27 protein-coding genes are annotated in these 19395 nt (G+C 34.6%); 5 read left to right on the forward strand and 22 right to left on the reverse strand.

The genetic code is table 11. The features are described from left to right. Position 1: 1 nt before the first annotated feature. From ACNQGJ_RS04635 to ACNQGJ_RS04700, 14 genes are all read right to left on the reverse strand, one after another. A complete protein-coding gene (locus ACNQGJ_RS04635) occupies positions 2 to 778 on the reverse strand; it encodes a DNA adenine methylase (RefSeq protein ID WP_417980314.1) in 777 nt (258 codons plus the stop codon). Continuing rightward, positions 775 to 1041, reverse strand: coding sequence for a hypothetical protein (locus ACNQGJ_RS04640; RefSeq protein ID WP_417969606.1), 267 nt, complete (start codon positions 1039 to 1041; stop codon positions 775 to 777). The genes ACNQGJ_RS04635 and ACNQGJ_RS04640 overlap by 4 nt, the downstream gene beginning before the upstream one ends. Next, on the reverse strand, positions 1038 to 1313 hold the full coding sequence (locus ACNQGJ_RS04645; RefSeq protein WP_417969604.1) for a hypothetical protein: 276 nt from the start codon (positions 1311 to 1313) through the stop codon (positions 1038 to 1040). Before ACNQGJ_RS04645 ends, ACNQGJ_RS04640 begins: the two co-directional genes overlap by 4 nt. Continuing rightward, entirely contained in the window at positions 1313 to 2026 is a 714-nt protein-coding gene (locus ACNQGJ_RS04650) for a hypothetical protein (protein WP_417969602.1), read from the reverse strand. The genes ACNQGJ_RS04645 and ACNQGJ_RS04650 overlap by 1 nt, the downstream gene beginning before the upstream one ends. A 1-nt stretch (position 2027) precedes the next feature. Further along, on the reverse strand, positions 2028 to 2165 hold the full coding sequence (locus ACNQGJ_RS04655; protein WP_417969600.1) for a hypothetical protein: 138 nt from the start codon (positions 2163 to 2165) through the stop codon (positions 2028 to 2030). An 11-nt stretch (positions 2166 to 2176) separates the two neighbouring features. Further along, on the reverse strand, positions 2177 to 2668 hold the full coding sequence (locus tag ACNQGJ_RS04660) for a hypothetical protein (RefSeq protein ID WP_417969598.1): 492 nt from the start codon (positions 2666 to 2668) through the stop codon (positions 2177 to 2179). Positions 2669 to 2678: 10 nt separating this feature from the next. Then, entirely contained in the window at positions 2679 to 2846 is a 168-nt protein-coding gene (locus tag ACNQGJ_RS04665; RefSeq protein WP_417969596.1) for a hypothetical protein, read from the reverse strand. Next, a complete protein-coding gene (locus ACNQGJ_RS04670) occupies positions 2847 to 3128 on the reverse strand; it encodes a DUF3127 domain-containing protein (RefSeq protein WP_417969594.1) in 282 nt (93 codons plus the stop codon). Positions 3129 to 3145: 17 nt separating this feature from the next. Then, positions 3146 to 3328: a hypothetical protein gene (locus tag ACNQGJ_RS04675; RefSeq protein WP_417969592.1), complete on the reverse strand. Its 183-nt coding sequence runs from the start codon at positions 3326 to 3328 to the stop codon at positions 3146 to 3148. 24 nt (positions 3329 to 3352) lie between these two features. After that, positions 3353 to 3580 (reverse strand): hypothetical protein, encoded by a 228-nt coding sequence (locus tag ACNQGJ_RS04680; protein ID WP_417969590.1) that lies wholly within the window; start codon positions 3578 to 3580, stop codon positions 3353 to 3355. A gap of 20 nt (positions 3581 to 3600) precedes the next feature. Then, positions 3601 to 6480: a hypothetical protein gene (locus ACNQGJ_RS04685; protein WP_417969588.1), complete on the reverse strand. Its 2880-nt coding sequence runs from the start codon at positions 6478 to 6480 to the stop codon at positions 3601 to 3603. Between the two features lie 3 nt (positions 6481 to 6483). Next, positions 6484 to 6993, reverse strand: a complete 510-nt coding sequence (locus tag ACNQGJ_RS04690; RefSeq protein WP_417969586.1) for a hypothetical protein — start codon at positions 6991 to 6993, stop codon at positions 6484 to 6486. A gap of 98 nt (positions 6994 to 7091) precedes the next feature. Then, the gene (locus ACNQGJ_RS04695) at positions 7092 to 7688 is read right to left on the reverse strand and encodes a hypothetical protein (RefSeq protein WP_417969584.1); all 597 of its coding nucleotides are present in this window, start codon (positions 7686 to 7688) and stop codon (positions 7092 to 7094) included. 10 nt (positions 7689 to 7698) lie between these two features. Beyond that, positions 7699 to 7968: a hypothetical protein gene (locus ACNQGJ_RS04700; RefSeq protein ID WP_417969582.1), complete on the reverse strand. Its 270-nt coding sequence runs from the start codon at positions 7966 to 7968 to the stop codon at positions 7699 to 7701. A 104-nt stretch (positions 7969 to 8072) separates the two neighbouring features. Here ACNQGJ_RS04700 and ACNQGJ_RS04705 point away from each other — a divergent pair, with 104 nt between their 5' ends. Together ACNQGJ_RS04705 and ACNQGJ_RS04710 are read left to right on the forward strand one after the other, a co-directional pair. After that, a complete protein-coding gene (locus tag ACNQGJ_RS04705; protein WP_417969580.1) occupies positions 8073 to 8402 on the forward strand; it encodes a helix-turn-helix domain-containing protein in 330 nt (109 codons plus the stop codon). A gap of 189 nt (positions 8403 to 8591) precedes the next feature. Beyond that, the gene (locus ACNQGJ_RS04710; protein ID WP_417969578.1) at positions 8592 to 9401 is read left to right on the forward strand and encodes a zinc-dependent peptidase; all 810 of its coding nucleotides are present in this window, start codon (positions 8592 to 8594) and stop codon (positions 9399 to 9401) included. A 29-nt stretch (positions 9402 to 9430) separates the two neighbouring features. On the opposite strand, the gene rpe is transcribed toward ACNQGJ_RS04710, so the two are convergent. The 5 genes from rpe to ACNQGJ_RS04735 form a co-directional block, all read right to left on the reverse strand. Beyond that, entirely contained in the window at positions 9431 to 10093 is a 663-nt protein-coding gene (gene rpe, locus ACNQGJ_RS04715) for a ribulose-phosphate 3-epimerase (protein ID WP_417969577.1), read from the reverse strand. Between the two features lie 415 nt (positions 10094 to 10508). Continuing rightward, positions 10509 to 11372 (reverse strand): sigma-70 family RNA polymerase sigma factor, encoded by an 864-nt coding sequence (locus tag ACNQGJ_RS04720; RefSeq protein WP_007137700.1) that lies wholly within the window; start codon positions 11370 to 11372, stop codon positions 10509 to 10511. A gap of 163 nt (positions 11373 to 11535) precedes the next feature. After that, on the reverse strand, positions 11536 to 13671 hold the full coding sequence (locus ACNQGJ_RS04725) for a polyribonucleotide nucleotidyltransferase (RefSeq protein ID WP_417969575.1): 2136 nt from the start codon (positions 13669 to 13671) through the stop codon (positions 11536 to 11538). A 153-nt stretch (positions 13672 to 13824) separates the two neighbouring features. Beyond that, complete coding sequence (gene rpsO / locus ACNQGJ_RS04730; protein WP_066079886.1) at positions 13825 to 14091, reverse strand: 30S ribosomal protein S15; 267 nt, start codon at positions 14089 to 14091, stop codon at positions 13825 to 13827. A 112-nt stretch (positions 14092 to 14203) separates the two neighbouring features. Next, entirely contained in the window at positions 14204 to 14659 is a 456-nt protein-coding gene (locus ACNQGJ_RS04735) for a GAF domain-containing protein (RefSeq protein WP_417969573.1), read from the reverse strand. Positions 14660 to 14734: 75 nt separating this feature from the next. Here ACNQGJ_RS04735 and xrtF point away from each other — a divergent pair, with 75 nt between their 5' ends. From xrtF to ACNQGJ_RS04750, 3 genes are all read left to right on the forward strand, one after another. After that, a complete protein-coding gene (gene xrtF / locus ACNQGJ_RS04740) occupies positions 14735 to 15283 on the forward strand; it encodes an exosortase family protein XrtF (protein WP_417969571.1) in 549 nt (182 codons plus the stop codon). Further along, the gene (locus tag ACNQGJ_RS04745) at positions 15261 to 15704 is read left to right on the forward strand and encodes an exosortase F system-associated membrane protein (RefSeq protein ID WP_417969569.1); all 444 of its coding nucleotides are present in this window, start codon (positions 15261 to 15263) and stop codon (positions 15702 to 15704) included. Before xrtF ends, ACNQGJ_RS04745 begins: the two co-directional genes overlap by 23 nt. Positions 15705 to 16119: 415 nt before the next feature. Continuing rightward, entirely contained in the window at positions 16120 to 16800 is a 681-nt protein-coding gene (locus ACNQGJ_RS04750) for a DedA family protein (protein ID WP_417969567.1), read from the forward strand. Positions 16801 to 16869: 69 nt separating this feature from the next. On the opposite strand, the gene groL is transcribed toward ACNQGJ_RS04750, so the two are convergent. The 3 genes from groL to secG form a co-directional block, all read right to left on the reverse strand. Then, positions 16870 to 18495, reverse strand: coding sequence for a chaperonin GroEL (groL, locus tag ACNQGJ_RS04755; RefSeq protein WP_417969565.1), 1626 nt, complete (start codon positions 18493 to 18495; stop codon positions 16870 to 16872). Between the two features lie 136 nt (positions 18496 to 18631). After that, positions 18632 to 18907, reverse strand: coding sequence for a co-chaperone GroES (locus ACNQGJ_RS04760; protein WP_007137725.1), 276 nt, complete (start codon positions 18905 to 18907; stop codon positions 18632 to 18634). 140 nt (positions 18908 to 19047) lie between these two features. Next, positions 19048 to 19392 (reverse strand): preprotein translocase subunit SecG, encoded by a 345-nt coding sequence (secG, locus tag ACNQGJ_RS04765; RefSeq protein ID WP_417969562.1) that lies wholly within the window; start codon positions 19390 to 19392, stop codon positions 19048 to 19050. Positions 19393 to 19395: the final 3 nt, after the last annotated feature.

A 19395-nucleotide genomic window follows, 5' to 3' on the forward strand; every position in this document is an offset into this window, starting at 1 on the left:
GTTATTTTAAATCCATTGAAACTTGATCAATAGAATAATTTGTAATTAGAATTTCAATCTTTCTATTTTTGATATTTGATCTCTCGCCGATAGTTATAATATTCAAACCTCTTTTTTTTGCTTCAGCAATAACATATGGATGGTTGAACTCTGACATTGCCGATTTTATACCACATGTTTTCATTAGCTCGAGACAATCTAAAGTGTCATGTTTTGTCCATTTTGGAACCCTGTAAGTTGATTCAGTATCTAGGTAAACCGGATCTAAAAAAATGAAACAAGATTCTTTATCGTTCAGACCTTTTGAAAATGATATACAGGGAAGCACTTCTCTAAAATCTCTGGATAATATTTTACTGTTTCGTAAGTGATCAAATGTTGCATCCATATTTTTCAAGATGCTTTCTTTAGCATTATCCAGTCCAACTCGAAGGGTATCGCCTTTTCCTAAATAAGTGAAATTCGAAAGGAATAAAAACCGAACTGCTTTTTTAAGCGGATCTGATTCTTGATTTTTCTTCCAGTGCTTTATCAGACTTTCCGATATCGGCAATATTTCAATTTGTTTGATCAAGTCAGCTTTTCGATTTTGCACCATTAAATATAAATTAGTGACATCATCATCTAGATCGTTTAAAATTGAATATTTCGGTTTTGGTAGATAAAAGTATGAACCGCCAGCACCGAAAAATAATTCTACTCGCATACGATGAACTGGGAAATATTTACTTATTTTCGTCATTAGTCTCCTTTTATTTCCCATTCTCGTCAGTATCATGATGCTTCTTTTTTATCACTTGATTCGATTAATTCTACAGTTGCAGCTAAAAACATCATTTGCATCATTCCATCATTTTGATAGGTCTCGGTTTTACTGATTTCTAATAAAGCAGAAATTTCATCAATACTTTTTGATTTCATCACGGCTTCTAATTTTTCAGTGTAAAACTTGATTTTTTCGGGAAATTCAGCTGCAAAAAATCGTTTGGCAGTGTCTCTGCATTTTTTCATTTTTTGCGAAAGTTCAATTGCTAACATCATACTCCAATATGTTTTAATAGTTTCTCAATATATCCGTTCTTTTTAGTATGCGAAATTCGCTCCATTAGGTACACTTTTATCGGGTAGCTGTCATTGTCTTCGGCGGTGGCAAAATCTTCTCCACAAGTGGCTGAATTTCCTTTGGCATCAATCCAAATGTACTTTTCTGCCATTGGCAATTCCGGTATTGCTCCGGGAAAGGAATTGATCCAGTTTCTTTTGGAACCAACTACATGAACTAACGTTGCTTTTATTTTTATTTCTTCGGCCATTATATAAAATCTAAAGGTTTTTCGATTTTTTCAAACTCATACACCCAAACGAAAGGGTTTGCTTTCCAAGATTCCACACCGTTGATGTAGTGCCAAATGAAATAAAAACCATCTTTATAAGAAGCTTTATCTTTGTAGTAATTATCCCAATTTTTAAAGTTTTCTTGAATCATAGAACCGTTTTTGTAATACAAAAAATGAGCACCTTCGGCTTTTGCATCAACCTCACTGATATCTTGCAAACGTTCTGCACGAATGGATTTTATTTTAAGGAAAGTTCTACATGCTTCTTTTGGCATGAATATGGAAGGTTTCCATTTATGTAATTTCCCTTGCTTCTTGCACTGTTCAATGTCAATTAATGCTTTTAGAGCAAGTATTCCAGTAACATTAACTTTATTTAATCCTTGATTGTTTGTTGCTTTGTAGTTTATTTCTACTGATGATGTTTTGTTCAATGATTTATCATGAGGATTATAATCTGCTGAAAAATATTCAATAGTTTCTCTTACCCAAAGCACATCGCCCACTTCATATTGACAAAATTCTATCGGAGGTGGCTCTTTGCCTTCGCCTATAGATACAAGCCATCCTTTTAATTGCAAAGGATATTTTATAACTCTCCTGGTCTGCGTTTTTGTTCCGTTCATTATCGCCTGAACCATTGGCGTAGAAAACAATATGGGATGAAATTTGGTAGTTTTATTTTGCATTTTAAAAAAATATTATAATGGTTAGTGTCATAGCTGCTAAAAATCCAATCATAAACCAAAATACTTTGGTTACTCGGAGATCTTCTTTTTCTATTAATTGGCGCGTTTCTGAATACAAATTGTATTTTTCTTTTGTCATGGCTTGTTGTTTTAAGCGGTTTTTTTAAATTCTTTTATTCTAAAATGCTGTCTTTCGTTTGGGACAAAAATTTGGTTTTTGGCAACTAAATTTTCGAGATACAAACTCGTTATCGAGTTGTCAATATAAAACGGTCCCAATAGTTTCTGGTTAGCATAGGTATAATACAAGCGATTCATCTTGATGTGTCGCGGAGTATCTTTGAGGTCGTCTATTGAAGCTTCGCGCAGCACTAAGTCAAACAGGAACTCATTAGTCACCACGTTTGGCATGTGGGTAATAATCCCAACTAAACCCAGTTGCATCCTAATAAACAGATCAGTAAAGTCACTGTAATCAAAGATGGTGCGTGGTCCGTAAATGGCTTTTGTTTTTTGGTCTAAATAAAAAACCGTTACATTGTCCTTTACGCCTTGTTTCGATTGCATGTTATACAAATCGCCGGTAAACAAATCTTCCTTTGTGGCTCTTCTTATTGCTGTGCGAACTTCTAATAGTTTCATATGGATATTTTTAAATTTCCCGAACTCGTTGCTGTGATTTCTCGCGGATAAAATTCTCTTGAAGGATTGTAATATCTCCATCGCCCTTTAAAAAAAGCAATGCGGTCAATGCTCTAATGATTTCTTCAAAATTGAAGCAGTTATTGAATATCAGTTCCAGTTCTTGATCGCTGTACATCTACGCTAGTTTTTCGATTTTCCAACCTTCAATCGTATAGAAAACAGAAACAACACCTTCTGGATTTTTCCATTCCCGACCCTTCAGGTTGACATCTATTTTTAATTTTTGTTCTGGTGCTAATCCATCCAGTAACGCACAATTTCCTTGTTTGAATTCAATCTCCACCGTTTGTGGATATTGCTCGTCAGTAACTACATGAACTTTCTGTGTTTTGAAATCATTGGCTCCTGACAATTTTACTTCTAATACTCTTACTACTTTTCCTAAAACTTGATTCATGTTTAATTATTTATTAGTTATTTTTTTAAATTAGATAAAACTTTTACTAGCATATCAGCTATTTCTTGCGTTTCTTTTTCAGTTTCCTGTTCCTGTACTTTACATATAAAGCGCTTAATGGAAAATACATTCCCGGGCTTTACTTCGCCTTCAATAATATCAGTGCCTTTTCTGTCTGTATGCTTTATAAATTTTGACATGTTTTTTTTTATTTAAATGATTTATTATTCTTCAAAAGATTCTAATTCAATTTGATCTAAATTGTCTAGCAAGTTTTCAACTTCGGTTAAGTAATACTCCCATTCTTCACCTTTTTCACTCTCTTTATACTTGTCTGATTTTTCATCAAGCCAATCTTTTTTAGAGTCTAATTCTTCTCTGATTTGTTCTGATAATTCTAATGCATTAGCTAATATTTTGACTAATGCTTTAACATTTTTTAAATTTGCCATTTGTTTTTATTTTATTATTCTTAGTTAAAAATTTCTTCTTCAGTTTGGTATTCTGTTACGTTCTCCGCTTGTTTGAAAGCGTCCGGGGTTTCAATGGTTCTGATAAAAAAGGCTTCCTGTGATTTCCCATCTATCTTCTGGATAATGCGCCCTTTATCATTTTGTAATTCCTTTGGATTAAATATATATCCGTTCAATTTGGAATAAGCGATCATGGCTTTTTTGAATTTGGTCACCAACCACTTGCTTCCTTTGTTCGCGATTTGGTAATTTTCGAATGCAGCCTGTTTCGAAAAATAATTATCCAAGTATTTGGGTTCTTCGCTAAAAGTGGTTTCGTTTGGAGACATGGTTTCAAAAAACGCTTCGGCCCATCCCATAAATGCATCACCCATTTCGGCCTGTAAACTTCTTTTGGTCACATTATCCATCGGAGGATCTACTTTAGTTGGGTGTCCTAAATAAAACTGGATGCATTGAATGCAAAAGTTGTAGTAGGCATTCCATTCGGCTTCGGTGAAATCTTTGAATAAGTTTCGCCCTGCAAAATCATCTGATACCTGGCGCACTTGCTTGTATTCGCCATCCTTATTGTAGTGGTAATAATCAGAGAATACCGTAAACAATAATCGTCGTACCGTGGAAGGGTCGGGGTCTCTTACGGTAAAATTGGAAGAGATCACAAACTTGGGTGCTTTGCTGAAAGCGATTTCAAAAGGAGTTCCGTTTTTTGGATTCACCTTCAACGATCCTGTGATGGCCGAGAAGTAATTTTCGAACTTTAAATATTGTGAAGCATCATCGATCAAGATAAAATCTGTGTCTTCGTCAACACCGTGATATACAAATTCCGATTCCACGTTTTTTTGATTTCTTCCCTCAATATAGAAACGTCTCAAAAAGTTGTCTAGGTAGCTATATCCTAATGATTTTCCGCTACCTCCATGACTTTCGCCATTGTCAGAAATCTTATTGTCCATGGCAAAAACACACCACGCGCGGCTCTCGTCTTTGTATTTGTGCAGGATGTATCCAATGGAGTACATCTTATTAATCAGGTGTAATTTTTGCTCGTAAACTTCGTCTTCACTCAAATTAGGACCCGCAATATTGAACTGGTTGGCTTTGAAATATTCTTCTTCTAACGATGGTTTTTTACCTTCGAAAGATTCTTCCAAATCCTTACGCCAATGCACACGGGAAGTGTTTATGAGATAATTGAAAAACGGATTGTCTTTCTTGATAACATCAATGTCAAGATTCCCATCGGCATCAGTTGAAATATTGAAATGTGGCTCTTCTTTCTTGATGTTGAAATCAATAATCTTTTCCTCCCAAACAAACTTATCGACTTCGCCTTGCTTGTATTCAAGGATTTCCGTAGCGGTTACCTTCCAAACTTTCTTAGTGAAAAATAAATACTGCGTGTGCCTGTCAGCATCGGTGAAATCAATTTTTATCGTTGGTAAATTAGACATCGAGTTAGCGCCAACCTTTGGAGAATTATACACATAATCACGTAAATCAGGATGCATCTGGCGTTCCTGCAAAAATCCATGAACATAATTCTGTATTTGATCCGGACGCAAGATTTTTACAATACTACCTTCTTTTTTGATGTAGATATACCCATCTTTCACGTTCTTGTTTTCGTAACGGCCAAAACCCATCAAGGATAGAAAGTGATATAATCGAGTATTGGAAAGGTTGTAATTCGTTTTTTTATTGTGAAAGTATTCCGTCCAGAACTGCATAGGCAATGCGTTGTGAACGAGTTTGTCTAATCCAGTAGTAAATGCATTAGCATTATCCTTACGGTACATTTTCTCTACATAATCCTTCACATCTTTGCAAGGATTCCCGCGCTTGTCTTTGTATTGTTTTAGCGTTTGTGGCAACCAAAGCAATTTGATATCCAAAAATTTCAAGCCCATTCCAATTGCTTGTTTTATACCAGTATTATCTAGGTCAGCAACGTAGTAAATCTCTTTTGCCCAAACTTTTAATTGTTTAAATTCGTCCCACTCTAAATGGTCCGTTTCAGAGTTGAACCAAATAGGAAATTTACCGAAGCTTCGAAGGTTAATCCCATCAGAACCACCGCTGACAATAAATACAGCATCTAATCGTGGATCATTCTTTTTGGTCACTTTTCTTTCATCATCCCCATTATCGGATTCATCTGTTACAGAATAATCACCCTCCGCGTCTTCCTGTGCCTTTTTATTTGCTTTGAATTCCTTTTCAATTAAATCTAAACCAAATACATGACGGGCAGGTTTTGCTCCTGCATAGCTAAATCTGAACCCTTTATCTTCAGCATTTGGTTGGTATATTTTTTGCCATGTTCCAAAGTCAAAAACTGAAATAGGATATTCATCCGTAGCAGTAACGATTGTGGCTTGGTTGGTTTTTAAATAGGTAATTGATTCACAAGAACGCAACTTGAAATCCGCACAATGTTGTTTATTCACACGAGGTCCAATAAGTGCCAGTTCCGTAGCTGTAAATTCTTTGTAAACAATATGTTTAGTGTCGGGAATTTCTTCTGCAGAAAGAGAACGTTGCTTTATTATTGGTTTGTACACTTGCTTTTCAGCACCTTTAATATTATAACGTGAACCAAGAATAGCGCAAGCTTCTTCAAATGATTTGTCTTCCTCCAACATGCAAACTTCAATCCCATTTCTGCCAATACTGTCCCCACCATAATCAGTAACTCTCCATACTCCGTTTTTACCTTCTTTTAAAGCAGCAGAAGCAGTATTCTCTGATTCTCTAATCTTAAATTGTTTAGTGGTTTTGGTTGTTACTTTTTGAGCGTTTTGATAATAAGAAATTATAATTTCAAGACCACCGTTTGTGGCGTCAAGAATGTCGGAATATTTTACGTAGCTCATAGGTTAGGCCTCCTGATGGTTTGGGGTTAATATTTCAGCGTCAATAACTTTTATTTCCAATGTTTTTAATGGAGCAAAAAAGGTGTTATGTTTTGCTTTGGCATCGTGATATTCTTGGTCAGAAATTCCGTAATGGTTAGGAATGGTCGAAGGATTATATAGCTCGTCTTTGTATTTGTGCAGGATGTATCCAACGAAGTATATCTTATTGATAAAGTGTGATTCTTGGTCAGACATTCCGTGTGGGTTAGGAATGGACGAATGGTTAAAACACTCTCTAAATGTTTTAACTAAATCTGATAAATCAGCAGGAGATACGCCTAAAATCCTTTGGGTTTTTCCAAAAATTTCATTTTCCAATGCTTTTTTTTGAGTTTGAAGAAGGTTTAATTCTGAACGGAGTGGACTTGCAAATCTGTCCATTTCTTTTTCTGTAAAAAATCCTGAGTTTTCTAGGTTATTGATTTGTTCAAAAAGCAAATCCATTTTTGAGGCAACTAATTCTTGATTCATATATATTCAAGTATTGGTTTCGTTAAAAAAACCGCGCCACTACAGCGTGGTTTCGTGTGTAAGTGCACACACAGGCTGGGTAAGAACGTACATCGGTCTTACAACCGAATAAGGTTCAAGAAAAAGGAGATCATAACTCCCTCTTGTTTAGTCTGAATCCCCAGATTCATCCATAATATTCTTTTGGCTTTGTGTAAAGAACCCATTGGCATCTTCATTGCATCGCCTATGGCTTCATTTGTTTTATTGGTGGCAGTAAGCTGCAGCAATTGAACATCTTGCTTGGTAAGCCTTTGTTCGTTAAATACAGGAAGCTTACAAAGTGTTCCTTCATGCGGACAATTTCCATGATTAGGACATGGCCAGTATTCACCATCTTGCAGTTGGCCGTCTTTGATATCGCCTTGAAAATCCAATCCGCCAAAACGACATTTTGCAAATTGCTCTAAGCGTTTGATGCTGGAAGAAGGGTGCATATCGTGTAAGGCTAGTTTCGCATCTACATCATCATTGATGGCTTCTTTCAAAATTTGTTGTGTTGCAAAGGAAATTTCGCAAAAAGGAAGGATTTTCGAGTTTTGAATAATCTTTATTTCATTTTCATCAAGGAAGAACTCGGTGGCAGAACATACCATTCCGGGATAAAATGTATTATTTGAAACAATAGCTATTAAATTGCTTGGGTTGTGTGTCATGGGATTATTTTTAAGTGGTTCGGTTTTTCAGATCGATAATTGTTTGTTCATTTTCTTGAGCCACTTCGACTAGCGCAAGAAGAACATCATGTCTTAGGTTTGTTTTGTTTTTTACGTTTCTAATCGTTGAAGAAGAGATGTTTGTAATCCCCTTGGTTTTCAATTTTTCTATTACAGATAAAACATAATTAGTGGGCAAATGCGCTGTAATAATATCATACGCCTTGTCGATATGTATCTGCATATCGTTTAGTTCTTTATTTTTGCTTATTTTTGACATGTACTTGTTATTTCTGACACAAAAATAAATAAAAAATATACTCATAGTTGATTTTTTGCTGAAAAAATCTACAATTGGTAATAATTTATAATCATTCTAAATATATGTATTACGACAAACTGCATTTATTCTTTAAAAATAAAGGACTAAAACAGAAAGAGATAGCGGAAGCTTTAGGCTACAGTCCAGCAATGATTAGCAGATACTTAAGAGGTTCTGATAAGATAAATGCGGATTTCATTATAATCCTGATTAAAAAGTTTCCAGAAATTGACTTACAGTATATTTTTAGTGATGTAAAAAAAAATAGCACAATGGTTTCAGAACCAAGTGAAGATTACGGTATAAAAGAGGAAGATGTTATAAGAGAACTGGAATTAATCGAGAAGAAAATATCAAGTATTAGAAATGTTTTGGCACGAAAAAGAAATTAAAAAAACAAATAATAATTATCCCACATCTCATAAACTACCCAATAAAACTAGACAATGCCTATTTTACAGTACATAGCGAGATTTGAAGAAACCCTGTCGCGGTCACAAATACATACAAACATGCTTCAAAAAATCAAGTTTTCTTGAAATTATTTTGAAGCATTTTTTGTTTTAAAGCAGTTATAAAGTATGTCAGTACAAATTTTCATTTCAGTACTTTTTGGAACCTTATTTCTCCTGCTTTTTATTTTTAGAATAGTGGAGCCCGCTTATATTTTACTGTTTAATAAACCCCTTTATATTCATTGGTATCTTTACTCTAAAAAATTAAAATCTAGCCAACGCCAAATTTTAGTAAATGATTTTCCTTTTTACAATAGGCTTTCTGATAAAAGGAAAAAGTATTTTGAGCATCGAATAAATGAGTTTATTGCCAAGTATGAGTTAATAGCCAAGGAAACAGTTATCACCGAACAAATGCAAATGTTGATTGCGGGAACGTTTGTGATGCTAACTTTTGGGATGAGAAATTATCTGGTTAATGTATTCAATAAAATAATAATTTATCCATCAAGTTATTTTTCTACGGTGAATAAAGCATGTCACAAAGGAGAATTTAATCCTAAAATGAAAGCAATCGTTTTTTCATGGGACGATTTTTTATTGGGACATTTAACATCAAATGATAATGTTAATCTGGGTTTGCATGAGTTCTCTCATGTATTGCATTTTCACGGCTTAAAAAGTAATGATTCAAGTGCCATTATCTTTTTTGATGAATTTAATGAAGTTATAAAATATTACAACGATCCAATTTTAAATAACGAGTTGACTCAAAAAAAGTATTTTAGATTGTATGCTTATGAAAATCAATTCGAATTTTTATCGGTAATTCTGGAACATTTTTTTGAAACACCACGTATTTTTAAAACAAACCATCCGGAACTGTATGCGCACATTTCAAGAATGATTAATTTTAAAGAAGAAAATTTAAAATAAAAAATGGCACATAAAGCGCCATTTTTTTTCTAGAAGTTTGCTAATCTCTTTAAATCTTGTATGGTTTGCGTTGGATTTTCTGCTTTAAAAATAAAGCTTCCAGCTACCAGAACATCAGCGCCGGCTTCCACTAATTGTTTTGCGTTTTTATTGGTCACGCCACCGTCAACTTCTATAATTGTAGTTGCTCCTTTTTTAGTAATTAAAGCTTTTAGCTTTTCAATTTTAGCATAGGTATTTTCTATAAATGATTGCCCCCCAAAACCTGGATTCACACTCATGATACACACTAAATCGATATCATTTATTATGTCTTCCAATAAGTCAATATTAGTATGTGGATTGATAGCAACTCCAGCTTTCATTCCTTCGGCTTTGATGGCTTGTAGTGTTCGATGCAGGTGCGTACAAGCTTCATAGTGTACACTTAGAATATTAGCGCCTAACTCGGCAAAAGTTTTAATGTAACGGTCCGGATCTACAATCATCAAGTGGACGTCAATTGTTTTTTTTGCATGTCGGTTAATTGCTTCCAGTACTGGCATTCCATAAGAAATGTTTGGAACAAAAACGCCATCCATGATATCAATATGAAACCAATCGGCTTCGCTGTTGTTGATCATTTCGATGTCGCGTTGTAGATTGCCAAAATCGGCAGCAAGCACTGATGGTGCAATAAGTGTATTCTTCATTGTGTAATTATTATGTGGAGCTACACTGCAGCTTTACAGTTTGTGTCGTTTGTGCAAAAGTAGTTTTTTTTGCAGCAATTTCAGAAAGTTTTTTAAGGAAGGGACTACTCGCGAGCTATCCGTAAATCGCGTAAGGGATAGAGGCGGTATCCTCGAAGTGTAACGGAGAGATAAAGCCGAAAGCCCGACCCGAAGTTTTTACGGAGGGTTACGCCATATTAGTGAAAAGTGAAAAGTAAGAAGTGAAAAAATTCAGATTAAAAAATAAAACTCCGGTAATCAGCCGGAGTTTCAATCATCAATCAAAAAACGAACAGTTAATCAGACCGTCGTTACTTATTAGTCGAAATCCGAAAGTCAAAAGTCATAATGTTACTGAACTTTATGACTTTTGACTTTATGGTATTGGACTGTTTTATCCTAAATATGTTTTTAGAATTTTACTTCTTGAAGTGTGTTTTAATCTGCGGATTGCTTTTTCTTTAATTTGACGTACACGCTCACGAGTTAAGTCGAAAGTTTCTCCAATTTCCTCTAATGTCATTGGGTGTTGATCGCCAAGACCAAAGTACAAACGAACTACATCAGCTTCTCTCGGAGTCAATGTTTCTAGAGAACGCTCGATTTCGGTACGCAAGGATTCGTGGATTAATTCTCTGTCTGGATTTGGTGATTCACCGGAACGTAAAACGTCATAAAGGTTAGAATCTTCGCCTTCTACAAGTGGCGCATCCATTGATAAGTGACGACCAGAGTTTTTCATGCTCTCTTTTACGTCATTTACAGTCATGTCAAGTTCTTTTGCAATTTCCTCAGCAGATGGTGGACGTTCGTTAGATTGTTCTAATAAAGCGTACATTTTGTTGATTTTATTGATAGAACCAATTTTATTCAACGGCAAACGAACGATACGGGATTGTTCAGCTAATGCTTGTAAAATAGATTGACGAATCCACCATACGGCATACGAAATGAATTTGAAACCACGTGTTTCATCAAAACGTTGGGCTGCTTTTATCAATCCTAGATTTCCTTCGTTAATCAAATCGGGAAGGGTTAACCCTTGATTTTGATATTGTTTTGCTACCGAGACTACGAAACGTAAATTGGCTTTTGTCAATTTCTCTAATGCTTTCTGGTCACCGGCTTTAATTTTTTGTGCTAATTCTACCTCTTCGTCAGCGGTAATAAGGTCAACTTTTCCAATTTCTTGTAAATACTTGTCTAATGAAGCAGTTTCACGATTGGTTACCTGCTTGGTGATTTTTAGTTGTCTCATGTTTTTTTGTCTCCTCAATTTTTAAGTGTACAAATAGTTATACGTATGAAGTCCCAAAAAAGTTACAATAGTTTCTAGAATAATTTAAATATAAACAAAAATCCCGTTTCAAATACATGAAACGGGATTTTCTATAAATAAACCTTTAGTAAACTAAGATTGATTACTCTTTTCTTTCCTCACGTGGAGGTCTTGGTAAAAGTGCTTTTCTGGACACTTTTTCTTTTCTGGTTTTTGGATCCAGTCCTAGGTATTTCACCATAAAGACATCGCCCATGTTTACCACGTCTGAAACATTTTCAGTGCGTTCCCAAGCTAACTCAGATACGTGTAACAAAACTTCGTTTCCAGGAACGGCAGTGTATTCGACAACTGCTCCAAAATCAAGCATTTTGATCACTTTTACTTCGTATGCTTCGTTCATTTGTGGTTTGAAAGTAATGGACTCAATTTTGGCCAATACCGCTTCAATTCCAGCAGGATCTGTTCCAAGAATTTCGATCACTCCTTGTTCGTTAACTTCGTTGATTACGATAGTTGTTCCTGTAGCTTTTTGTAGCTCTTGAATTACTTTTCCACCAGGTCCAATCAACGCGCCAATAAAGTTACCAGGAATTGTTCTTGTGATAATTTTTGGGGCATAGGTTTTAACATCTGCTTTTGGAGCTGCTAAAGTATCTATTAGAATTCCAAGAATGTGCAAACGACCATCTCTGGCTTGCGCCAAAGCAGCTTCCATAATCTCGTACTTCAATCCGTCAATTTTGATGTCCATTTGACAAGCTGTAATACCTTCTGAGGTTCCAGTAACCTTGAAGTCCATATCACCCAAGTGATCTTCATCACCAAGAATGTCTGATAATACTGCGAAACGATCACCATCAGTAATCAATCCCATAGCAATTCCAGAAACGGGACGTATCATTTGAATTCCAGCATCCATTAATGATAATGTTCCAGCGCAGACTGTTGCCATAGAAGAAGAACCATTAGATTCTAATACTTCAGAAACGACACGAATTGTATAAGGACAATCTGAAGGAATCATGTTTTTCAAAGCACGTTGTGCTAAGTTTCCGTGACCAACTTCTCTTCTGGAAGTTCCTCTTAAAGGACGAGCTTCTCCTGTAGAAAATGGGGGGAAATTATAATGCAAATAGAATTTTTCTTCTCCTTGTTGAGATGGTGAATCAATTTGGTTTGCTTCTCTGGATGTTCCTAAAGTAGCTGTTGCCAAAGCTTGAGTTTCTCCACGTGTAAACAATGCCGAACCGTGAACCGATGGTAAATAATCTATTTCACACCAGATAGGTCTGATCTCAGTAGTTTTTCTTCCGTCAAGACGTGTTCCTAAATCTAGTGTTACATTACGAACGGCTTCTTTGTTGACTTTGTAGAAATATTTCCCTACTAAGTCTCCGTTTTCTGCTAATTCTTCTTCTGTAAAGGAAGCTTTTACTTCTTCTTTTACTTCTGCAAATGCAGCAGTTCGCTCTTGTTTAGAAGATCCGATTTTTGCAATATCATAAATTTTATCATAAGCAGCTGCTTTTACTCTAGTGTAAATAGCATCGTCAGATTTTTCAGTTTCGTAGGTACGAACTTCTTTTTTTCCAAATGCTGCTACCAATCTTTCTTGGGCTGCAATTTGAACTTTGATGTGTTCGTGAGCAAATTTAATAGCTTCAACCATTTCTGCTTCTGAAATTTCTTTCATTTCACCTTCTACCATTGCGATAGAATCTGTTGAAGCACCAATCATCATGTCGATATCAGATAACTCTAATTGTGCACGACTTGGATTGATAATAAATTTACCGTCAATACGACCTACACGAGCTTCAGAAATTAAAGTTTCGAAAGGAATGTCAGATAATGCTAATGCTGCCGAAGCGGCTAATCCTGCTAATGCGTCAGGCATAACGTCGTCATCATGAGACATTAATTGAATCATTACTTGTACTTCAGCATGATAATCATCTGGGAAAAGTGGACGCAATACACGGTCAACTAATCTCATTGTTAAAACTTCGTTATCGCTTGGACGAGCTTCTCTTTTGAAAAAACCACCAGGAAAACGTCCTGCTGCAGCAAATTTTTCACGATAATCTACCGTAAGTGGTAAAAAGTCGATACCTGGAGTTGCTTTTCTTGAAGATACTACTGTTCCTAAAATAACAGTTTTGCCTATTCTTACTACTACAGCACCGTCAGCTTGTTTGGCTAAACGTCCTGTCTCGATTGAGATGCTTCTGCCATCTCCTAAATCGATGTTTTCTACAAATAATTGTGGAATCATAATTTTAATTCTCTTTAGATTAAACAATGGGTTTTAGTTGTGTTGTAGTTGTTGTTTTGCGTAGTTAATGCCTAAAACCCAATGAAAAACCAAACTTTTTTATTATTGTATATAAAAACAAAAAGAGGCACTTTCGCACCTCTTTTATATTGATTATTTTCTGATATTCAATACTTTGATAATTTCACGGTATCTGTTGATTTCTGTTTTCTTCAAGTAATCCAACAAAGATCTTCTTTTCCCTACTAGCAATACTAATGAGCGCTCTGTGTTATAATCATGACGATTTTTTTTCAAGTGCTCTGTTAAATGGCTAATTCTGAAAGTGAACAAAGCAATTTGAGCTTCTGATTTTCCAGTGTTTGTTTTTTCTCCGTGTTTAGCGAAGATTTCTTCTTTAATCTCTTTAGTTAAATACATTCCAATATTTGTTTAATGATTTTTATGTATGCCATACAGCTATTGTAAGACGGCTGCAAAAGTAAAAAATAATTATGAAATATGAATTATGAAATATGAATTATTTTAAATCTTAATACAACTTCGCAATTTCCTTATTAACAAATTCCAAAAACTTTTCATCCTCTTCAGTGAATGGATCTATGACATGACTGTCAATATCAATTTGTCCTATATTTTCGCCATTTACAAAAAGGGGTACTACGATTTCTGATTTTACGGTAAAACTACAGGCAAGATAATTGTCTTGTGCTGCAACGTCCGGTACTATAAAATTTTCATTAGAAACGGCTACTTGTCCGCAAATTCCTTTTCCGAAAGGGATAATTGTATGATCTGTTTCTGCTCCTACATAAGGTCCTAAATGCAATGTTTTAGTTTCGTGATTTGCAAAATAAAATCCAACCCAATTATAGTAGTCTATAGCATCGCGTAGAAGCTCACAAATAGACAACAATTTTTCGTCTCTTGACAACGTTGTTTTTAAAATGATTTCGGTTACTTTTGGTTGTAATTCTTGAAATGTCATGATTTTAATTTTTATTTATGCAAAAGTATTTAAAGCGAGTTTCAAAAATTACATAAATTTGTTAAAAAATAAATTTTGAAAAAATATTTTATTCTCTACAAACCGTTTTTGCTTTTTTTGGCAACTTTTTTTTTGAGTTACATTGTGCTAACTTTTTTATATCAGCGTTTTCTTGATGGTTTTGAAGGTAATAAAATAGATCCGATTACACGAATGGTGAGTGAAAATACCCAGCAGGTGCTACAGCTTTTCAATACAGGATCTTACATTGAAGAGAGTGGTGCGCATCCTTTTATAAAGTTATTTTATAACCAGAAATATGTTGCGCGAATTGTAGAAGGTTGTAATGCTGTTAGTGTGATTATTTTGTTTATTTCATTTGTAATTGCTTTTTCGGGAAAATTAAAAGCGACCGTGCTTTTTATTTTTGGCGGAAGCCTCCTTATTTATGGGTTGAATGTTTTGAGAATTGCTGCTTTAAGTGCTCTTATTTTTTATTTTCCAAAACAAGAGTCCTTTTTACATGGAGTCCTTTTTCCGTTGTTTATTTACGGTGTCGTTTTTGTTTTGTGGTTAATTTGGGTCCGAAAATTTTCAAGATATGCGTCAAAAGATATTAAGTAATAAACTTAAAGTGGTCCAATTCCTTTTTTTGGTGGCATTATTAATGCTGGTTCGCGGTTTTGAAAATCAGTTGTTTTATGACCCTTTTTTAGATTTCTTCAAAAAAGATTTCACCAAGTCAAGATTACCAACTTTCAATTCAGCCCAATTATTTTTAGGACTGTTGTTCCGTTATACATTGAATGCCGCTATTTCACTGGGTATTATATATGTGCTATTCAAAGACGTACTGATGATAAAATTTGCCATTATCTTGTATTGCGTTTTCTTCATGATTTTAATTGTCGTTTTTTTCTATATTGTCAACTACGTGAATGAGGACAGTAATTGGTTTTTATTTTACGTTCGTAGGTTTTTGATTCAGCCTATTTTTGTCTTGTTATTTGTTCCGGGATTTTATTATCAAAAACTAAATAAGTAGTGTGTATTAAAGGAATGAAAAGTATATATTCATCAAATATTCTAGGGATATTGTCAAATTTAGTTTTGGTAAACTTATACAGGTGAATTCAAGGTGTTACACGGAGATTATGAAAATTTGCATTCTTGCTGTCAATATGAGAGAAAATAATTTTACAGAAAACCAAAGTGAAAGCTTTGGTTTTTTTATGTTGGATTTTTATGTTTTTTAAATGAAGTTAGGGTTGTTAATAATAAAAAGCAGGTTTTCCATAAAGCTAAAATTTGGAAAAAACAACTTTTGGTCATTCGCAATGTTAAGTTACTTCGGTTAATTAAAATAGTTAATAAAACTTTAAAATAGTACCATAAATTGTGGTTCAGATATATTATCCGTACTTTCACGCACGAATAATTTTAGCATAAAAAACCTAAGAATGAACGATTTTGATTGGAAGAATTTAATTGACCCACTTTTTTATATTCATTTTGATGTTAATGGGATTAAGCTGGGAATTTTTATAGTATTGTTTATTATTTTTGCAGAAACAGGTCTTTTTGCGGGTTTCTTTTTGCCAGGAGATAGTTTGTTGTTTTTGGCGGGGATTTACAGTCGGGAATTAATAGAGAACATATTATTTATTGATAATGATTTTATAAATGTTGTTCTTTTATCAACACTTGTAGCTTTGTCTGGGATATTAGGAAATATTGTAGGATATTGGTTTGGCTCGAAAAGTGGCTACTATTTATACAACAAGGAAGATAGTTTTTGGTTTAAGAAAAAGTACTTGGTTCAATCAAAAGACTTTTTTGAAAAATATGGAGGTAAAGCAATCATCTTTGCAAGGTTCCTTCCAATACTAAGAACATTTGCTCCTATAGTAGCTGGAATTGTGTCCATGGATAAACAAAAATTTATGTTTTATAATGTTTTAAGCTCATTTATTTGGTCTTTCACATTGATTTTTGCGGGACATTATTTGTATGGTTTTTTACTTGAAAATTATCAGATTGATTTAAAAGAACATATCGAGTTAATTGTATTAATTTTAGTTGGAATTACTGTTTTACCTGTAATCTATAAATTTAGTAGAAAATCAAAAACGAAAGAATAAATAATAATATGTCATAAAAAAACCGTCTCATGCAAATGAGACGGTTTTTTTGTATTGTGGATTGATGGATTACATCATTCCTGGCATACCTCCACCCATTGGGTTTCCACCGTTATCTTCTTTGATATCTATCAGAGCACATTCAGTAGTTAATATCATTCCAGCAACCGAAGCTGCGTTTTCTAATGCTACACGCGTTACTTTTTTAGGATCAATAATTCCTGCTTTAAGCATGTCAACATATTCATCCGTTTTTGCGTTGTATCCAAAATCACCTGTTCCTTCAGCAACTTTTGCAACAACAACAGAACCTTCAAGACCTGCATTTTCAACAATAGTTCTTAATGGAGACTCTATTGCACGAGAAACAATTTGAATTCCGGTTGCTTCATCAGCATTATCAGCTTTAATAGCGCTAAGTGCATTTTTAGCTCTCAATAAAGCAACACCACCACCAGCAACAATTCCTTCTTCAACAGCAGCGCGAGTTGCGTGAAGTGCATCATCAACTCTGTCTTTTTTCTCTTTCATTTCTACTTCAGAAGCAGCACCAACATAAAGTACAGCAACTCCGCCAGCTAATTTAGCCAAACGTTCTTGCAGCTTTTCTTTGTCATAATCAGAAGTCGTAGCTTCCATTTGACCTTTAATTTGGTTGACACGATTTTTGATCATATCAGCTTCACCAGCTCCACTTACAATCGTTGTATTGTCTTTGTCGATAGTCACTTTTTTAGCAGTTCCTAACATTTCGATAGTTGTATTCTCTAAAGTGTATCCTCTTTCTTCTGAAATTACAGTTCCTCCAGTTAGGATAGCGATATCTTCCAACATTGCTTTTCTTCTGTCTCCAAAACCAGGCGCTTTTACAGCAGCGATTTTTAGAGCTCCACGTAATTTATTTACCACCAATGTAGATAATGCTTCACCATCGACATCTTCAGCAATAATTAATAATGGTTTTCCAGATTGAGCAACTGGCTCCAAAACTGGTAATAATTCTTTTAAAGAAGATACTTTTTTATCATATAAAAGGATGTAAGGATTTTCCAATTCTACTTCCATTTTTTCTGAATTAGTAACAAAATAAGGAGAAAGATATCCTCTGTCAAATTGCATACCTTCCACAACATCAACATACGTATCAGTTCCTTTAGCTTCTTCGACAGTAATTACACCTTCTTTTCCAACTTTTGCGAAAGCAGCAGCGATTAACTCACCTATTACTTCGTCGTTATTAGCTGAAATTGAAGCAATTTGTTTGATTTTTTCAGAATCGCTTCCCACTACTTTTGCTTGTTTTGCTAAGTCAGCAACAATAGCTTCAACCGCTTTGTCGATACCACGTTTCAAGTCCATAGGATTTGCTCCCGCAGCGACGTTTTTCAATCCTTCTTTTACAATAGCTTGTGCCAAAACAGTCGCAGTTGTAGTTCCGTCTCCAGCTAAATCATTCGTTTTAGACGCAACTTCTTTCACCATTTGAGCACCCATGTTTTCCAATGGATCCTTTAATTCAATTTCTTTTGCAACGGTAACACCATCTTTAGTAACAGTTGGTCCTCCAAACGCTTTTCCAATAATTACATTACGACCTTTTGGTCCTAGAGTTACTTTTACTGCATTAGCCAATGCATCTACACCACGTTTTAATCCGTCACGTGCTTCAATATCAAATTTTATATCTTTTGCCATTTTTATTGTCATTGCGAGGTACGAAGCAATCGCATCCTCATTATTAATTTAATTTGTTTTAAGTTTGCTTTACCAGTTCCAGCAAAGCTATCGAGTCAAATTGTCTCGATACTTAATTTTTCAGATTGAATACTATTTAGATAATCGCTAAAATATCATCTTCACGCATGATCAGGTAATCTTTACCTTCCAGTTTCAATTCAGTTCCTGCATATTTTCCGTACAGTACTGAATCGCCAATTTTCACAGTCATTGTGTGTTCTTTTGTTCCGTTTCCAACAGCAACAACAGTTCCTTTTTGTGGTTTTTCTTTAGCTGTATCTGGAATAAAAATACCTGAAGCAGTTTTTGTTTCCGCTGCAACGGGTTCGATAAGAACTCGGTCTGAAAGAGGTTTAATGTTTAAAGCCATAATTTTATATTTTTTATATTAGTTGTTTTTATTACGGTTAACTATATTTCAGAAATTATGCCAGCCTAATAAAACTGACATAATTTCTTATAAAAAATGCCAGCTTTGACAGGCTGGCATTTAGAATATGGTGTACTAATTTATTCTGCTGGATTTGTTGCAGCAGGTGTGTTTTGTGCAGGAGCAACTGGTGTGGTTACAGCAGGCGTTGCATTTCCTGTGTTTTCAATGATTTTAGAGTCAGTATCACTTAATGTTCCCGTAAAGCTTAAGCTAGAAAGTAATATAAGTGCAATTAGTATAGTTGCTAATGTCCAAGTACTTTTGTCTAAAAAATCAGTTGTTTTTTGTACTCCACCTAACATTTGAGAACCACCTAATGTAGATGATAATCCTCCGCCTTTAGGGTTTTGAACCATGATAACTACGATTAATAGAAAACAAACTATAGTTATTAAAACTAAAAAAATTGAAAATGTACTCATTGT

Source organism: Flavobacterium cryophilum (assembly GCF_048286555.1).
GTDB lineage: Bacteria > Bacteroidota > Bacteroidia > Flavobacteriales > Flavobacteriaceae > Flavobacterium.

Coding starts and splice junctions, on each gene's coding strand:
- groL (WP_417969565.1), bottom strand. CDS start 18,495: ATGGCAAAAGATATAAAATTTGATATTGAAGCACGTGACGGATTAAAA.
- ACNQGJ_RS04660 (WP_417969598.1), bottom strand. CDS start 2,668: ATGAAACTATTAGAAGTTCGCACAGCAATAAGAAGAGCCACAAAGGAA.
- ACNQGJ_RS04665 (WP_417969596.1), bottom strand. CDS start 2,846: ATGTACAGCGATCAAGAACTGGAACTGATATTCAATAACTGCTTCAAT.
- rpe (WP_417969577.1), bottom strand. CDS start 10,093: ATGAAGAATACACTTATTGCACCATCAGTGCTTGCTGCCGATTTTGGC.
- ACNQGJ_RS04680 (WP_417969590.1), bottom strand. CDS start 3,580: ATGGCAAATTTAAAAAATGTTAAAGCATTAGTCAAAATATTAGCTAAT.
- ACNQGJ_RS04745 (WP_417969569.1), top strand. CDS start 15,261: ATGCGTCAAAAGATATTAAGTAATAAACTTAAAGTGGTCCAATTCCTT.
- ACNQGJ_RS04655 (WP_417969600.1), bottom strand. CDS start 2,165: ATGACAAAAGAAAAATACAATTTGTATTCAGAAACGCGCCAATTAATA.
- ACNQGJ_RS04645 (WP_417969604.1), bottom strand. CDS start 1,313: ATGGCCGAAGAAATAAAAATAAAAGCAACGTTAGTTCATGTAGTTGGT.
- ACNQGJ_RS04695 (WP_417969584.1), bottom strand. CDS start 7,688: ATGACACACAACCCAAGCAATTTAATAGCTATTGTTTCAAATAATACA.
- ACNQGJ_RS04650 (WP_417969602.1), bottom strand. CDS start 2,026: ATGCAAAATAAAACTACCAAATTTCATCCCATATTGTTTTCTACGCCA.
- ACNQGJ_RS04720 (WP_007137700.1), bottom strand. CDS start 11,372: ATGAGACAACTAAAAATCACCAAGCAGGTAACCAATCGTGAAACTGCT.
- ACNQGJ_RS04750 (WP_417969567.1), top strand. CDS start 16,120: ATGAACGATTTTGATTGGAAGAATTTAATTGACCCACTTTTTTATATT.
- ACNQGJ_RS04640 (WP_417969606.1), bottom strand. CDS start 1,041: ATGATGTTAGCAATTGAACTTTCGCAAAAAATGAAAAAATGCAGAGAC.
- ACNQGJ_RS04690 (WP_417969586.1), bottom strand. CDS start 6,993: ATGAATCAAGAATTAGTTGCCTCAAAAATGGATTTGCTTTTTGAACAA.
- rpsO (WP_066079886.1), bottom strand. CDS start 14,091: ATGTATTTAACTAAAGAGATTAAAGAAGAAATCTTCGCTAAACACGGA.
- ACNQGJ_RS04685 (WP_417969588.1), bottom strand. CDS start 6,480: ATGAGCTACGTAAAATATTCCGACATTCTTGACGCCACAAACGGTGGT.
- ACNQGJ_RS04700 (WP_417969582.1), bottom strand. CDS start 7,968: ATGTCAAAAATAAGCAAAAATAAAGAACTAAACGATATGCAGATACAT.
- secG (WP_417969562.1), bottom strand. CDS start 19,392: ATGAGTACATTTTCAATTTTTTTAGTTTTAATAACTATAGTTTGTTTT.
- ACNQGJ_RS04675 (WP_417969592.1), bottom strand. CDS start 3,328: ATGTCAAAATTTATAAAGCATACAGACAGAAAAGGCACTGATATTATT.
- ACNQGJ_RS04670 (WP_417969594.1), bottom strand. CDS start 3,128: ATGAATCAAGTTTTAGGAAAAGTAGTAAGAGTATTAGAAGTAAAATTG.
- ACNQGJ_RS04705 (WP_417969580.1), top strand. CDS start 8,073: ATGTATTACGACAAACTGCATTTATTCTTTAAAAATAAAGGACTAAAA.
- ACNQGJ_RS04725 (WP_417969575.1), bottom strand. CDS start 13,671: ATGATTCCACAATTATTTGTAGAAAACATCGATTTAGGAGATGGCAGA.
- ACNQGJ_RS04760 (WP_007137725.1), bottom strand. CDS start 18,907: ATGGCTTTAAACATTAAACCTCTTTCAGACCGAGTTCTTATCGAACCC.
- ACNQGJ_RS04735 (WP_417969573.1), bottom strand. CDS start 14,659: ATGACATTTCAAGAATTACAACCAAAAGTAACCGAAATCATTTTAAAA.
- ACNQGJ_RS04710 (WP_417969578.1), top strand. CDS start 8,592: ATGTCAGTACAAATTTTCATTTCAGTACTTTTTGGAACCTTATTTCTC.
- ACNQGJ_RS04635 (WP_417980314.1), bottom strand. CDS start 778: ATGATACTGACGAGAATGGGAAATAAAAGGAGACTAATGACGAAAATA.